The organism is Planctobacterium sp. AWH2_060 (assembly GCF_056158425.1).
Window position 1 is genome coordinate 932,690 of sequence record NZ_JBSWTG010000001.1, and the last position, 15,695, is coordinate 948,384.

13 protein-coding genes and 1 tRNA gene are annotated in these 15,695 nt (G+C 43.0%); 10 read left to right on the plus strand and 4 right to left on the minus strand.

Features of this window, described 5'->3' with window-relative positions; all coding sequences use genetic code 11:
- The first annotated feature begins 69 nt into the window (after positions 1 to 69).
- The 6 genes from ACXAD8_RS04115 to ACXAD8_RS04140 all read left to right on the plus strand — a co-directional run bounded on the left by ACXAD8_RS04115 (position 70) and on the right by ACXAD8_RS04140 (position 5,175).
- Complete coding sequence (locus tag ACXAD8_RS04115; protein WP_475225238.1) at positions 70 to 1,407, plus strand: anti-phage deoxyguanosine triphosphatase; 1,338 nt, start codon at positions 70 to 72, stop codon at positions 1,405 to 1,407.
- A 15-nt stretch (positions 1,408 to 1,422) separates the two neighbouring features.
- Positions 1,423 to 2,331 (plus strand): tetratricopeptide repeat protein, encoded by a 909-nt coding sequence (locus ACXAD8_RS04120; protein ID WP_475225241.1) that lies wholly within the window; start codon positions 1,423 to 1,425, stop codon positions 2,329 to 2,331.
- Positions 2,332 to 2,415: 84 nt separating this feature from the next.
- Positions 2,416 to 3,417 (plus strand): protein-methionine-sulfoxide reductase catalytic subunit MsrP, encoded by a 1,002-nt coding sequence (msrP, locus tag ACXAD8_RS04125; RefSeq protein WP_475225244.1) that lies wholly within the window; start codon positions 2,416 to 2,418, stop codon positions 3,415 to 3,417.
- Positions 3,418 to 3,421: 4 nt separating this feature from the next.
- Positions 3,422 to 4,039: a protein-methionine-sulfoxide reductase heme-binding subunit MsrQ gene (gene msrQ / locus ACXAD8_RS04130; RefSeq protein ID WP_475225247.1), complete on the plus strand. Its 618-nt coding sequence runs from the start codon at positions 3,422 to 3,424 to the stop codon at positions 4,037 to 4,039.
- Positions 4,040 to 4,243: 204 nt separating this feature from the next.
- Positions 4,244 to 4,675 carry a hypothetical protein gene (locus ACXAD8_RS04135; RefSeq protein WP_475225250.1) on the plus strand — a complete coding sequence of 144 codons (432 nt, stop codon included), beginning with the start codon at positions 4,244 to 4,246 and terminating at the stop codon, positions 4,673 to 4,675.
- A 20-nt stretch (positions 4,676 to 4,695) separates the two neighbouring features.
- A complete protein-coding gene (locus ACXAD8_RS04140) occupies positions 4,696 to 5,175 on the plus strand; it encodes a YchJ family protein (protein ID WP_475225253.1) in 480 nt (159 codons plus the stop codon).
- Between the two features lie 451 nt (positions 5,176 to 5,626).
- Here ACXAD8_RS04140 and cobN read toward each other — a convergent pair whose 3' ends face one another.
- The 3 genes from cobN to ACXAD8_RS04155 are packed head-to-tail and all read right to left on the minus strand — an operon-like array spanning position 5,627 to position 10,259.
- The gene (gene cobN, locus ACXAD8_RS04145; protein ID WP_475225255.1) at positions 5,627 to 9,559 is read right to left on the minus strand and encodes a cobaltochelatase subunit CobN; all 3,933 of its coding nucleotides are present in this window, start codon (positions 9,557 to 9,559) and stop codon (positions 5,627 to 5,629) included.
- Complete coding sequence (locus ACXAD8_RS04150; RefSeq protein WP_475225258.1) at positions 9,556 to 9,888, minus strand: DUF2149 domain-containing protein; 333 nt, start codon at positions 9,886 to 9,888, stop codon at positions 9,556 to 9,558. Before ACXAD8_RS04150 ends, cobN begins: the two co-directional genes overlap by 4 nt.
- On the minus strand, positions 9,888 to 10,259 hold the full coding sequence (locus ACXAD8_RS04155) for a MotA/TolQ/ExbB proton channel family protein (RefSeq protein ID WP_475225260.1): 372 nt from the start codon (positions 10,257 to 10,259) through the stop codon (positions 9,888 to 9,890). Before ACXAD8_RS04155 ends, ACXAD8_RS04150 begins: the two co-directional genes overlap by 1 nt.
- 321 nt (positions 10,260 to 10,580) lie before the next feature.
- Here ACXAD8_RS04155 and ACXAD8_RS04160 point away from each other — a divergent pair, with 321 nt between their 5' ends.
- On the plus strand, positions 10,581 to 12,755 hold the full coding sequence (locus ACXAD8_RS04160; protein ID WP_475225262.1) for a TonB-dependent hemoglobin/transferrin/lactoferrin family receptor: 2,175 nt from the start codon (positions 10,581 to 10,583) through the stop codon (positions 12,753 to 12,755).
- 69 nt (positions 12,756 to 12,824) lie between these two features.
- Here the strand turns inward: ACXAD8_RS04160 and ACXAD8_RS04165 are convergent, their stop codons facing one another.
- Entirely contained in the window at positions 12,825 to 13,322 is a 498-nt protein-coding gene (locus ACXAD8_RS04165) for a VC2046/SO_2500 family protein (protein WP_475225265.1), read from the minus strand.
- A gap of 130 nt (positions 13,323 to 13,452) precedes the next feature.
- Between ACXAD8_RS04165 and ACXAD8_RS04170 the strand changes: the two genes are divergently transcribed.
- The 3 genes from ACXAD8_RS04170 to ACXAD8_RS04180 all read left to right on the plus strand — a co-directional run bounded on the left by ACXAD8_RS04170 (position 13,453) and on the right by ACXAD8_RS04180 (position 15,693).
- A tRNA-Tyr gene (locus ACXAD8_RS04170) sits at positions 13,453 to 13,537 on the plus strand.
- Positions 13,538 to 13,774: 237 nt separating this feature from the next.
- Positions 13,775 to 15,427, plus strand: a complete 1,653-nt coding sequence (locus ACXAD8_RS04175) for a response regulator (RefSeq protein WP_475225267.1) — start codon at positions 13,775 to 13,777, stop codon at positions 15,425 to 15,427.
- Positions 15,424 to 15,693 carry a hypothetical protein gene (locus ACXAD8_RS04180; RefSeq protein ID WP_475225269.1) on the plus strand — a complete coding sequence of 90 codons (270 nt, stop codon included), beginning with the start codon at positions 15,424 to 15,426 and terminating at the stop codon, positions 15,691 to 15,693. The genes ACXAD8_RS04175 and ACXAD8_RS04180 overlap by 4 nt, the downstream gene beginning before the upstream one ends.
- Positions 15,694 to 15,695: the final 2 nt, after the last annotated feature.

A 15,695-nucleotide genomic window follows, 5' to 3' on the forward strand; every position in this document is an offset into this window, starting at 1 on the left:
TATCTGTTCCCCCTCTTGACCCGCTTTGCACAGCGCAGTAACGTAAGCAAAAACGCAAGAGGGTTTGCATTGACTAATCAATGGCATGAGCGACGGTTTGATAACCGAACAGTGCGTGAAGGAGATCACCGCACACCGTTTCAACGTGACAAAGCACGTATTCTGCATTCAGCCGCCTTCCGGCGCTTACAATCCAAAACTCAGGTTTTAGGTATTGGCATCGGTGACTTTTATCGAACCCGGCTTACCCACTCTCTGGAAGCTTCACAAATTGGCCAGGGTATTGCTGCACAACTGCAAATGAAATACCCACAGTTGATGACTGAGCTGGCTTTGGATCCCATTTTAATCGAAGCACTTTGCCTGGCTCATGATATTGGTCACCCGCCCTTTGGTCATGGCGGCGAGGTAGCTCTAAACTACATGATGCACAAGCATGGTGGTTTCGAAGGCAACGGCCAGACCTTCAGAATTGTAACGCGGCTGGAACCCTACACCGCGGAACATGGTATGGATTTGTCACGCAGAACCATATTGGGACTGGTTAAATACCCTGGAACCATTGAGCAATTAAAAGGGAGCTATCCCACAGAGCCTATCTCAGATTTCCGCAGCGTAAAAGCCGGTGACTGGCACCCACCTAAGGGACTGTACGATGATGACAATGCTGCCCTGCAATGGATGCTGGACACCTTAACTGAGGCTGACAGAAACCTACTCATTCAAAGTAAACCGGGAAAGAAACCTAATTTTCACCAAAAAACGCAATTTAAGTCATTTGATTGTTCGATAATGGAGCTGGCAGACGATATTGCATACAGCATTCACGACCTGGAAGACGCCATAGTCATGGGCATTGTTAACCAAAGCTTATTCGAGAAAGAACTGGTGGAACCTATCAGTGAGATCCGTGAGGCCCACTGGTTAAACGAACAACTCCCGAAATTGAGTGATTTACTTTTCAGCGAGTTTCCCCATGAACGCAAAAATGCCATTGGCGCTTTGGTAAATGCTTTTATTACCAAAATTGAAGTCACACAAACCCATGAGTCCTTTGTTGAGCCTTTGTTAAAATACAACGCCAGCTTCCCTCAAGAATTTGAAAAGGCCCTTGGTGTGTTTAAAAAGTTTGTCTTTCAACGAGTGATTAGAAAGTCAGAAATTCAGCAATTGGAATACAAGGGACAACTGGTAGTGATGGAACTATTCAACGCCTTTGCCTCTGATCCTGAACGACTGCTGCCTGAAAACACCCAAAAGCGTTGGTACAAAGCCAAGGAACGCGGTGCAGAAATTCGGGTAATTGCCGATTATATTTCCGGTATGACAGACGAATTTGCATCGAGAATGCACGGCAACCTGTTTTTACCTAAAATGCAAGGTATCAATCACGGCCAGTTTTACTAAACTTAATAGTGACCTTTGCAAGAGTCAAAAAGCGCTAATAATCCGCTGTTTGTTAAAGATATTTCAAAATCAGCGGATGAATATAAAGAACAACATGGTTTACCTATTATGGCTGAAGCAGAAAGACAAAAAGATGTAGGATTCGAGCAGGATATCTTTAGTGATGTCAGCGAATATAACGGCTCGCCTGAATTCAGTCTGGAAGAAGAGAACGATTTGGAAGAGCCTGAGTTTAGTCTGGAAGACAGCTATGACATTGAAAGCGAAGAATTGTTAATCTCAGACAGCGATGACTCAACTGAAGAGGAAGTTTTCTCAGAAAAGCAGAACGACAATGATAAAAAAACTTCAGACTATTCTGATGATATTCTCAGTACTTCGTCCAAGCCAGCGCCATCTCAGGAGCAAGATGACTCAGAACAACAGCAAGAAGACAACGACATAGAAGAGTTTGAATATTCTGCCGACATCGATATCCATCACTCACCGGGACTTCTGCATTCTCAACAGGCCCACCAATTGGAAATGTCCCTGCTGGAACGCATTGACGATCTTATCCAGGTACTGGAAAAAAGAGCCAAAGGCAAGACACCTGACCAACTGCCTCACAAACAGTTTGCTACCGGCATTCACTATATAAAACACGAAAAAAACCATTACCTCGGCGCTAAATGGTTGCGCAAAGCAGCAATGCAAGGACACGCTAAAGCACAATTGTATTTGGGGATGTTGTTTGTACAAGGTAATGGCGTGCCTAAAAGCCTGTTCCATGCCTATGCCTGGTTTAGCCTCGCGGTTTGCCAGAATATCGATGAAGCCGTGGATGCGCGCAAAAAGTTAGAACGCCATTTAACCGCCAAGGATATCAATGCTGCATTAAAATATGCCGCCGATATTTTGGATAAAATTCACTCGCCATTGTAGTTTTTCAATTTCTTCAGAGATTTTTTTAAGCCAAAGCAGGTCTTATACGTAAGCATAAACAAAATAGATGATCGGCTTTTGTAGATGGCAAAATTAAAACTTTCTTCTCAGACACTAACTGAAAACGATGTAACAAGCGAAACTCTGTTTAAGAATCGTCGCAAATTACTTAAATCCATGGGGTTTGTTGGTGCCGGCGCCCTGCTTTCTCAACCTTCTCAATCTAACGCCTTCAGTTTATTTGGCGATGATCCACAGTTTGAAACTCAACCACTGCAATATCTAAGCAATCCTCGCTACCAGGCAGAAGACAATAAAACCCCTGAATCGAAAGTCACTTCCTATAATAATTTTTACGAATTCGGTACTGGCAAAGACGATCCAAAAGCCAATGCCCAAGGCTTAACGGTAAATCCCTGGACGCTTATTGTTGACGGAGAAGTTGAAAAGCCGCTGAAGCTTGATTATGACGCCTTGTTCAGTAGTTTCGATATTGAAGAAAGAATCTATCGCTTTCGTTGCGTAGAAGCCTGGTCTATGGTGATCCCATGGCTTGGGTTTCCCTTACACAAATTACTTAACAAAGCCCTACCCACGTCAAAAGCTCGCTATGTTGCCTTTGAAACACTACACCGACCGGAAGAGATGCCGGGACAAAAAAGCCGGTTTGTTGGTGGTGGTATAGATTACCCTTACCTGGAAGGTTTGCGTTTAGATGAAGCCATGCACCCTTTGACGCTGATGTCAGTGGGTTTGTATGGCAAAACACTGCCGCCGCAAAACGGTGCCCCAATTCGTTTGGTGGTGCCCTGGAAATACGGTTTCAAAAGTATTAAGTCGGTGGTGCGGATCCGCTTAACCTCAAAGCAACCTCCAAATACATGGAATCTGCTACAGCCCAGCGAATATGGTTTTTATGCCAATGTCAATCCGAAGGTATCGCATCCAAGGTGGTCGCAGGCAACTGAGCGGCGTCTCGGTGGCGGTGGCCTGTTAGGCAGCAAACGCATCGAAACCCAACTTTTTAATGGCTACAGCGATGTTGCATCACTCTATAAAAACCTGGATTTGGTCAGAAACTTCTAAATATATGGTACGCGTAACCCCTAAAACCGTTACTGCCCTTAAGGCAGTAATTCATCTGCTAAATTTGAGTTTCTTATTCGTTTGGTACTACTGGGCCTTTACCGATAACCTGGGAGCAGACCCCGTTAAAACCATTATTCATTTTACCGGCATAGGGGCATTGAATCTGTTGCTGCTCACTTTATTGGTGTCGCCGCTAGCCAGGTTTTTAAAGCAACCGCAGTTAATAAAAATCAGACGCGTGCTTGGGCTATATAGCTTTAGCTGGGCTTTGTTGCATCTGAGCAATTACTTGGTGTTTGATCTTCAGCTGGCGATCAGCACCTTTGTGGAAGACATTATTAAGCGGCCTTACATTACGGTTGGGATCTGTGCCTTTTTAATTCTGCTTGCTCTTGCAATCACTTCACCACGAGCAATGCAGCGTAAACTAGGCAAGCATTGGCTAAAGCTACACAAGCTGATTTATCCGGCCAGTTTACTCATCGCATTACACTTTATATGGTCTGTAAAATCCATAGATCCTGAGCCTTTAATCTATTGGCTTTTGCTGTTACTGCTTTTAAGTACACGCCTTAAATCGGTGCAAACCGTCTTGTTTCGTAAAACAGTTAAAAAATGAAAAACTCACTGTATACCCAAATCACCTCAAGATGCTAGCTTTCAGTATCTTGAGGTGATTTGGGTATATAACTTCTTACCTGTGTTACTCAGGCTCATCTGGAGTGCCTTTCTTTTAGTTTAAACTTTATGCAAAATTTAACTTGACTGGATTCAAATACAGTATTACTGTTTTCCCATACAGTGTTCTATACAGGTATTTGTTATGTTTTTAATCGAGTCAGGCATCAAACACACTAACAGCACATTAAGTGAAGGCGTGGATACTCAGAACAATGTTCAGGCAACTGTTGCAATCAATACAAATCAGTCCATCGGTTACCAGTTTGACGAAATGGCAAAGCTGAGAGCCCTGTTTTTAGGGTTGATTCGGCAAAAGCGTTGGATTTATTTCCTGAATGACGAAATTAAACTCAGAGCTTCACATTTACCAGTATTACAAGTGAAGCTTAAATCTCATCACTGTCAGTTTGAATCTTTGCAACGCATTATCCTGTCAGGTCATTGCAGCGCTATCGTAGTTGAGAAAAACCAACTGAGCGACTCGCAATTTGAATGTATTCAAAGTCTAAGCCACAGAAATAAAGTTCAGGTCATCTTATTGGAAAACATCCAGGACAATGAGACACTGCACTGATTTTAATTCAGGGTGTCTCTATGCAGGATTGTTATTGTTGTAGTGGTGAAAAGTTCGAGCTGTGCTGTGGTCCCATACTGAGTGGTGATACCAGAGCAAAAAATGCTGAACAGCTGATGCGCTCCCGGTTCTCAGCTTACTGTACAGATAACTTCCAATACATACTGGACACCTATGGCTCAGAGCAACGGCAGAGTTTAACAATAGAGGCACTCAAAAGCTCTGCGGGTGACTCTCTGTGGTTAGGCTTACAGGTAATTGCTTTCAGAGAGACTTCTGAACAGTCTGCTCAGGTAGAATTTGTGGCTTTTTACAAAGAAGCCGGTAATGTCTATCAGATGCATGAAATTTCTGATTTTGAATTGCAGCAACAGCATTGGAAATACACTAGCGGTCAAATGCAGGCAGATTCAGGCAAGATCAAACTCTCCAGAAATGCACCCTGCCCCTGCAATAGCGGCAAAAAGTTTAAGCAGTGTTGCCTGAATAGAACCTCGTAAGTTTTCGTTTAAATAGAGTTGGTTTTATACCCAAATCACCTCAAGATGCTAGCTTTCAGCGTGAGATAAAAAACGTTTAGACAAGTAAAAATGACGTAGGCATGGTTGCTCTCACGTCAAGTCATTTTAATGCAGTATAAACGTTTTTTAGCCACGCCCTTCGGGAGCTGCACAGCACTTCCATTACTGTGTTGCATGTGATTGAAAGGTAGCCGACATTCCTTCTCACATGCGCCTTGTACTGAAAGTGCTGTGATAGCTCTGAAACAGTATCTTGAGGTGATTTGGGTATATACTTAAAATTAAAAGAATTATGCGGTTTAGTGACTGAAAAGGCACTCCCAGCCTCTATCAGTCACTTCCCCTATCAGTCACTTCCCCTATCAGTCACTTCCCCTATCAGTCACTTCCCCTATCAGTCACTTCCCCTATCAGTCACTTCCCCTATCAGTCAGGCTGTCTGAGGTTCAATTAACCTGCGTTCAGCCAAAGGACTAAAAACACCTAACAAGAAAACGCCGAGAATTGAAAACCAAAGCAAATAATTTGGCGTGAACTCATGGGAAGAGTTTTGAACTTGCTCCAGTTTTTGACCTGCAACCTGTTGTTTTTGCTGTACTGAGGCTACTTCTGGCGGTGCCACAGGATCAGACAACGAAATAATAGGCTCCAATCCAAAGCCTTTGGCAGAGCTATTTACATAGCTAGTAAACTTAGTGTTGTCAGTAGCCACATCATATCTGTTTGCCAGATCCGTGTAAGCTTCTACCATTTTCTTAAGGGTGGCTTCGTCTGCATTCCAGTATTCCTTGCGAACGGCCTCTAGCATTCTTTCCAGGATTTGAGCAAGGGCTTCGGCATTGTTTTTCTCAAAGAACTGCTGCATATCAAGATGGTATTTATCTTCTACATAAACTTCAAAGAACTCCTGCCACTGATCATCACGCACAGCTTCGGGGGTCATTACTTCCCACCCCCACATATTATTCATTCGGTCTAAAATCGCGGTAGCACCTGCGTATCCGGATGCCTGCATGGCTTGTATCCAACGAGGGTGAAAATAACGACTGCGCATTTCTTGATTCAAAAAAGCCTCCATGGTTTGTGCTTTAACATTGTCTTTGCGACGTAAGTTAGACACATACATTTCCGGAGTTTTACCATCCAGGCTTCTGACCGCCAGGCCTATACCACCAAAATACTGGAATGGGTCATCATTAGTCATTAATGCATACAGGTTTGTCGACCTGGAAAAGATCACACCATCTGTGCCAGACAACACCTTGCTGTATAGCTCCGAGTCAGTGACATTCTCACTCCAGCGACTTTCGTCTTTGCCATACGCGTAGCCCATGCGACGTAAATATAAATCGGCTAGTTTATCATCGGTTTCCCATGTATCAGATGCCAATGAAGACGCCGCCAGTCCAGTTCCATAGTTACCGGTCTCATTGGAAAATATACGCACTGAACTTAGGTAGTCTGCGTCCTCTTCGGATTTACCCTGTTCCAGCAGCTCCTGTTTTAGCGCAGAAGCATGTTGATAAACAAAGTTATTCTCCTCTTTCATTTTGGCAATTTTATCTATAGCTTCTGCCATCCATAACATTACGTTAGGAAAGGCATCTCGATAGAGACCTGTAGCTGAGATAACCACATCTATCCTCGGTCTACCCAACTCCGAATAGGGTATTACTTCGGTTCCTGTTACATTACCCATTCGGTTCCATTTGGGTTTCAACCCCATGGCGTGCAATATTTGCGCTTCTAATGCTCCCTGATGGCGCATGGTTTCTAACGACCAAAGCGAAAATGCTAATTTTTGAGGGTAACGTCCATGTTTAGCAACATAATCTGCGATAGTCTGATCCATCAGGGTGACGCCCGCTTCATAGGCTTCTTTGGAAGGTACTTTGGCGGGATTAAAGCCAATTAAATTACGTCCAGTCGGAGCGGCTTGAGGATTTCTAATTGGATCACCGCCGTGGCTAACCGCAATGTAGTCACCATTGAGGGCACCCAGTAAATTAGTTAATTCTGCAATCTGTTGAAAGTTCAGCCAGTGCCCTTTGGCATCCTGTAGCTGCAACAGAAGCTTTTCAGGAAGTCCTGGTAGTTCCTGATTATTGAGATAGGCCTGTAAGACCTGATATCCCTGCAAAGCCTCTAAGCGGGTCACATTCCGCTCGTCCAATCTTGATTGGTCAGGAATAGCCAACCCCTGCGCTTTCTCGTATTCAGAGGCAATCTCAGTGAATTCATCGCCCATAATTTGCAAAATTGTACTGTAAAGATGGGCATCTTTGGGTAGTTCCCCAAATATATGAATTCCCAAAGGCTGACTTTGCTCTGCTACTTGATTGAGGTGATCCTGAATCTGGCTCAGGTTCGTGTCGAAATCGACAATGAGCTCGTCAGCAGTCAGTTTTAAATCACTCAGGATATTAAGTTCGGTAGCTTTGCCGATAATTTCCTGTTGTGTATTGCTTTGGGTCTGTCCCTCTGCCAACAGAATATAATTGTTAATGAGGTCACGTAACTCAGCGACTTCAGCATATAAACCTGCCTTGGCAAATCCGGGAGTGAGGTGACTGATCATGGTGGCTCGTCCTCGACGCTTTGCCTGCATGGCCTCGCCAACATTATCAATGATGTAAGGATAAAATACCGGAATATTTCCAATTGCCAGATTTGGCGCATCATAAACAGACAAGCCGCGCTCTTTACCAGTTAACCATTCCTGTGAGCCATGGGTTCCTAAATGAATAACCGCATCAGCACCAAAGGTTTCTCTGGCATACAGATACAAGGCTAAATAACTATGGTTTATCGGGGTTTTTGTACTGTGGTACAAAGATGCGTGTTCTTTGGCATCTTCTCCCCTTACCCCCTGCGGCAAGACAACGAGGTTGCCTAGATCCATGCGTGGGATCACGAAAGCTAATTCACCCTCGTTTTCCCGAAGCATGCTACTATCCTCGGGTTGTCCCCAACGTTCAATTATGGGTTGGGTTATAGTTTCAGGTAACGCGTTAAACCAGGCCAAATAAGTTTGCAGTGGCATCCAATCTGCCAAACCTTTTTCAATCAACGCAGCACTATCTTCCTTTCTGTAATAAGGTCTCAGTATTTGACCTGCATTGTCGATAATCTCCTGTTTTGTTTGTACGTTGACGTCATAACCTTGTAATTGCATTTGATTTGCAATGTTGACAATAGACGTTGGTACATCCAGGAAGGCTGCTCCTATGTTTTTTTCACCCGGAGGATAGTTCCAGATAAAAGTTGCTACTTTTTTTTCCTGATTTTTAATATGTGGTAGACGTGCATGGTTGAAAGCTCTCTCGACTAATGCATTTAATTGTGGCTCCATTACCCGCTTAATGCCCTTGTCATTGGCGGCAATGATAGTCGGATCCATACTTCCTGTATCCTCTGGCATCACCAGAAAAAAAGGCGTCAGCGATGGCGAAATTCCCGCAACATCTTGCTCAAAATCAGCTTCACTACCTTCAGTATAATTAAGAGCATGCATTACTGGCACACCAATTTTTTCAAACTCAGCTCGACGTTTATCCACGTAATGTAAAGCTCGATAATTTATCAACAAGTCGACCCGGGTATTTTGTTCATCATCCATCAGTAATTCGGGATAGGACAATGACTCATCATTTCCCTCAAAGAAAAAACCAAATGCTTTTGCGCCTTTTTGTTCCAGTTTTTCAATTACAGCATCGACAATTTGCTGTTGTTCATAGTCCACAACAGAGCGGTGTATTGCCATGGCAATAACAGGTTGGTTGGGACTACTGTTTAACCAACTAAAAAAAGCGCTTTCATCGCTAGTAACCTGTCCAGCAAAAGCTGGATGGTAAAGACCAACATCAGGAACGACTATGGGATCGCGATAAATAACCTCACTGAGTTCAAAAATCTCATTACTCAGATAAAACATTAAATTTTGATAATTAGTACGACCCGCATTTCCAAAGTAGCTGCCAATGGTTGCTCTTTGCTCTGTGCTAAGCCCCTGATTCATCTCCTTGTTTTGCAAATCTCCAAGAGAGATCACCGGTACATCCGGAAATTGTTTTAAATACGGTGCCAAATCGGCAAACATAAATTTAGACAAGGCCGGATTAATACCGTCCAGCAGGATCAAATCTGCGTTTGCCCAATCCTGTTGTTTTTCCTCTTCAGTTTTATCTTTGTCGTTGTAACGGGTCAACGAAAAGGGCTGGTCTGCAGCCAATTCTTCTAATAATGTACCTTTTGCAGCGGATGTATGACTGGACATCATTAACAAGACTTGTGGTTTTTGCTCTTTTGCAGATACCAACAGATTGACGCTGAAAATCAAAACAAGCATTAATGTACGTTTCACTTTTGTACTCCTTTGCTGTCATCACCTTCAGGAACATATACAAAACTACCGTCGGCCATTTTGTAAGCTGTACCAGCTCTGACACCTTCACCAGAACCAACCTCTCCGGTAGATTCATACTGGGTTATCTCTTTGCCTTTTTTTACAATGACTTCCATATTGGGTTTGCCGGCATTTTTCACCACAGTTACATCGTCACTGGTAAACACATTGAGTGGGTTTTGCGCAATCGAAATCAGTAATGCTGCAATGACAACTAAAAACACATCCACTAAATTAACAGCACTGACAATGGGATTTAGCTCTTCATCTTCGTCTAAAAAACGCATCAGGCAATTCCCTTAAATTTTCGAATATTAATAAGTTCAACGGCACACCAACGTTTCTTCACTGATGCAGGCCAAAAGGTCAGAGTTGCAATTACTAACCCCCATATCACCGCCGCAAACGCGATTATCAGGTTTTCGCTGATCCCTTGAATATTGCCATCGGCTAGTGATTTTAATGCTGGTCCCATGGGTATCATTGTTGCTATCAACCCCAGCATTGGGGCCACTCGGGTTACCACTCGCAAAGCCTCCAGCTTTTTCAATGCAAAGACTTCCAACTCATCTTCCGAAGCTGATGGATTTTTAACGAAATAATTATGCACTGGATAACCCGCGAGCCATGCAGGTTTATTGCCCTCTAGTTGGCGCACGTAATTAATCCGATTTCTACGTCTTATTAAGAATTGCGATAGAAACCGCCCTGAAGCGAATAATGCGTAGCCAAACAAAAATACGATTGTGAGAATGACTGGAGTTAACAGAATCTCGGATACATCGGCCATCAAGGCCTCGATAAATTGGATAGTCACAGTTATATCAACCTGGTTTTGAATTGCGGCGAAATTTATCAAATAACGACAAACCTTTCAATGCTAATAGAAATGATTCGCATTTTTATTATTGAATTAACAAATGAGAATCCTTATCATTCTCATGATTTTTCTTAGCGCATAATTAATTTAGGAATAATAATGTACAAGTTTTCCCCGCTTTGTCTGGCATTTGCCACAGTCTTTACTTCTGCTTCTGTTGCAATATCTGCAGCTGAACAAACTAACGACATTGCAGAAGATTTAGAGGTGATGATTGTCACCAGTAAAATTGTAAAACCATTAAAGGACGTTAGCGGCAGTGTTTCTGTTATCAATGCTGACGATATTGAACATCAGGCTATTACTGATATGAGTCAATTGTTTAAATATGACCCGAGCATTCAGGTTACCGGGTCTACTGGAGGCGCTCAGAACATCGTTGTCAGAGGTATGGGTAGTGACAGGATACTCATCATTAAAGACGGCATGCGAGTCAACGAAGGCTATGGTGCTAATGGGGCGAACGACATCGTTGGTCGTGGTTTTATTGATGTGGGTATTGTTAAACAGGTGGAAGTTGCAAAAGGGGCAGCTTCCTCCCTATATGGCTCAGATGCATTAGGCGGGATTGCCGTTTTTGTCACCAAAGATGCATCTGATTATTTGGCTGATGGCGAGTCATTTGCCGGAAAAATAAAAGCCGCATACACGGATTCTGGTGAACAGGCCAACGTATCAGGTACCCTGGCATTTAAAACGGGTAACTTTGAACACTTGATTACACTTACTGAAAGGCAAGGCCATGAAGTACAGAACTTCCAGGAAACACGCCCTGACTTAGATATTGAATCCACTGGTGCTATGTATAAAGCCAAATATAATCTTAGTGATAAATCCAGCGTGAATCTAATGGCTGACTGGTGGCAACAAGATACAGAAGGAAAGCTGGCAAATGCACTACTAGGCCCTTTCCGCACTCTTGCAGATTACGGTTATCAAATTGTTGATGAATACAGCACCAGTGATAAAGAAAACACCTCAGTTAAATTGAGCTTTCACAGCGAGAACAACACATCATTTTATGATGTATTGAATGTCGCCGTTTATGTCAATGACACGCAACAAACTGATGTTGAATACGGCTATCTAGACATCAATGCCCCCATGTTTGGCACAGTAGAAAAACGAGACATGTCGGAAACCGGGGTATTTGAGCAAAAGACAGTAGGATTTATTTCTAATGCGTCGCTAAAATTAAACCAGCAACACACTCTTGGTTATGGTTTAGATATTGAACACTCAGAGGCCAGTCGCACTTCAGAGAAGCTTTATTCTGTAGAAGGAACTCCAAAGCCCGGTTATCCGCTGCTCGATGATAAATTCCCCACGACTGATGTTAAACGCATGGGATTGTTTATAAATGACGAATTAACGCTAAGCGAAAAAACAACGATGACCTTGGGTGCTCGTTATGACCGCTATGACATGGACGCAAATGGTGCAATAAAAGCGGATGGAGAAGCTTATCGTGACTTTGATGACTCCAATCTTTCGTTAAATGCTGGCTTGTTATATCGAATCAATGAAAGGTTAAACGCGTTTGTACAATATGGCGAAGGCTTTAAAGTCCCTTCATATGATCTGGCTTATATAGATCACGACAACTCCTTATACGGTTACAAGCTTTTACCCAGTGAAGATTTATCTCCTGAAGAAAGTCGGACCTTCGAGATTGGCGTTAAGGGTCATATTGGTAACCTTGCAATGACGTTTGCGATGTTCCGCAATGAGTTTGATAACTTTTTGGCCACCCAGTTAATCGGAACAGAGCCTGCTTTGGACCCATATACAGGTGCAGAAACACAAATATTGCTATTTCAATATCAAAACATCGACGCAGTAACCATAGATGGCGCTGAACTAGGACTAACCTATTACTTCGATGATTCTGTATCTTTGTTTGCTAATGCTGCATATCAAGATGGAAAAGATGATACCACTGGTGAATATATCTCGAGTATCAGCCCAATTTCTGGCACCGCGGGAATTAATATTTCTGGTGATAATTGGTCTTCAGACTTTATCCTAAACTGGGCAAGAGCGATGAACAAAGTTAATGAAGGCGATGCTGCTACCGGCGGATATGCCGTTTTTGACTGGATACTCGACTATTCATTCAATGATGCTGTAAAAGCCAGTGTTGTGGTCAACAACATTTTGGACAAAGAGTACATTCGTTATAACAATATTGCTGGTCACGCAGTTGATGCAGATTTAGATTACTTTACTGCACAAGGGCGCAACATGCGTGTCAACGTAAGTTACAGTTTCTGATAATCCCCCCAAGATAAACTCACCGCCAGATTTTTTCTGGCGGATTTCTTCTATCGTTAAGCATTTGGCTTAATCCAGGCCTTTTTCTCTGACTTCTTTAACCGTGTCATAGAGCAGCGTTTCATCCACCTGAATATTTTCCCCCTGTAGGCCCTTTATTTTCATTTGAGTAAAGAGATCACAATTTGACGTAACATTATCGGGAATACGTTTAACATCATTGTACAGTGACAAAGGCGTAGGATGCATATAAGCGAGCAGTTTGGCGGATGGCAGATCATTGCGCTGGACCGCTGTGGCAAATTGCTGTTGCCGGATATAATGTTGTTGTTCGGTTTTTAATGGTACTTGCGGATAAAAATTGAATTTCTCAATCGGTATCAGGCCAAGGGGTTTATCTTCTGTTTCCCCTTCCAGCTTTAAGCGTTGCGTTAAATCCTGCTGCATCATAGACAACAGCAACGCAAACTCACTCTGTGAGCCATGACGTAACGCTTTACCCAGCCCGGCTTTAAACTCCGTCTGGCGGATTTCCGGATTTACTGTTGTTTTCTGATTAGTATCCATAGTGCCTGATTAGCAACTGCTATTTGCTACCTCACTTATCGGCAAATTGTAGATATTTCTTTAAAAACAAAACTATTTATGACGAACAGTTTACAGCAGGAATTTTTCTGCTAATATACGCCGCTCTTTTGGAGGGGTTCCCGAGTGGCCAAAGGGATCAGACTGTAAATCTGACGGCTCTGCCTTCGCTGGTTCGAATCCAGCCCCCTCCACCACTTTTCCTGTAGGTCGGAATTCATTCCGACGACAATCCTGATTTCAACCTCCGTTGTCCGGCTGACCGGTTTGTCGACGACAATCCTGAATTCAACCACGGCTGTCTGACTAAAGTCGAACCTACCGATGTTCGATAATTGCCCGAAAAAACAACGACATTGGTGGTTTTTCTTGCTTTTGAAGCGGTTCTCATTCATTTTTAATGGCTACATTCTGAATAAACATCTTTGTATGTAATGCCCAAAATTAATTTGACCGACAAAAGAGTGCTTATCGTTGACGATCAACGACCTTTTTTGCTCATGTTAAAAGGTATTATCTCTAAGTTAGGAGTCCGCTCTCTGCGCATTGTTCAAAGTGCAGAAGGTGCGGTAGCTGATTGTAAAAAAGAAAAGTTTGATGTGGTTATTGCTGATCTTCACCTGGGCAGTAACAAAAAGAACGGTTATCAATTAATTGAACAACTGCGAGTTCAAAAGCTTGCCCGAGCCGACACTGTTTACATGATGGTCAGCGGAGACAGCCATCGCCCTATTGTATTGGGCAGTATTGAACGCAACCCGGATGATTACATCATTAAGCCTTTTTCACAGGCGCAATTAATCAACCGCCTGTCTAAAGCCTTCGAAAAAAAGCAAGCCTTAAAGAAAGTTCACATTGAAATTTATAAACAGAATTGGGATAGCGCTATTATTGCCTGCAAAACCTTACTGGAAAGCGCCACTAAATATCGCCAAAGTATCATCCTGTTGCTAACCGAGCTATTTTGGCGTACTGAAGATTACGAAGCCGCACATGATTTAATTGCAGAGGTACTGGAGCAAAAAAACTTGCCATGGGCACAAGTAGCTATGGCCAAAACCAAATTATTAATGGGCGAATATGATGAAAGCATTAAACTTGCCCGGCAAATCGTTTCAGCCCGTTTATTGGCCTTGGAAGGTCACGACATTTTAGCGCAAAGTTATATGGCGCTGGAGAGATACACTGATGCAATGGCGCAAATTCGGCTGGCATTAGACATGTCGCCTTATTCAATTAAACGCCAATATATGGGCGCAGCAATAGGCCGCATTAATCAGGACTTTGAGTTTGCCAAGCAATGCTGCAAAGAACTGTTTGAGCAAAGTAAACGTTCTGTACACCGAGACCTGGCCCACATGTGCAACTTTGTGCGGTCTATAATCGATATTGCAGAAAACTCGGAAGACAAAGGCAAAAAGAACAAGTATCAACAAGAAGCCATGTTAACCTTGCAGCGCTTACGCACCGATGAACTGGTTATCCGCTCGGGCGATGAATTCAGTTATGACGCCTTCGCCAACCTGATGACAGGGCGTATTAACTCACTGGATGGTAAATCCCTGGAGGCCAAAAACAATCTCACGGCTGCACAAAAAGAAATAGAAGATAAATTTGAACAGATGCCAATGGTGCTGGCACCAGACACTATTAGTTTAATGGTGAAAGTCGGTGAATTTGACGAAGCTCAATCACTAACCAATGAGCTCAGAGACAGCGACTATAAGCTGGATGATAACATCGAGTATATGTTGGAACAGGTTGGTAAAGAAATTGAATCTCAAAGTGGTAAATTTGAACACTATAATCAAAAAGGCTTGGATTGCTTTAATGGTGGTAAATACCAGGCAGCATTCGAAGCCTTTGGTCACGCGTTAAAATATTCGCAAGTTAACGCCGATGTTGCGCTGAATTTGCTCAACTGTGCTGCACGATTAATGGAACAGACCACAAAACCGGATTTGGTTACCATAGTAGAATCCAAAAAGACCATAAAAATACTGGAAGGCATTGCACTTAGTAAACAACAATCCACTGAATTTTTAAAACTCAAATCTGATTTAAGTCAGTTTATGGAACTCAAATGAAAAACCTCATTATTGCCTTAACGGCAACTGCCACACTGCAAGGCTGTGTAGTACTGGAACGCAAACCCTGTGAAGATATTTTAGAGGTTAAGCGCCAGGAAAAAATGTGCCAGACTTTGCGCAAAAAAATGAACGATAAAAGCCATCCACAGGCAGCTATGACTGCGAAGCAGCGCTACGAAGAAGCCTGTGTTGAATTGCGCTATTACCGGGATGATTACGATACCATCTGCCATAGTGACGAGCGGCCAGTAGGAAAGCAGTAACC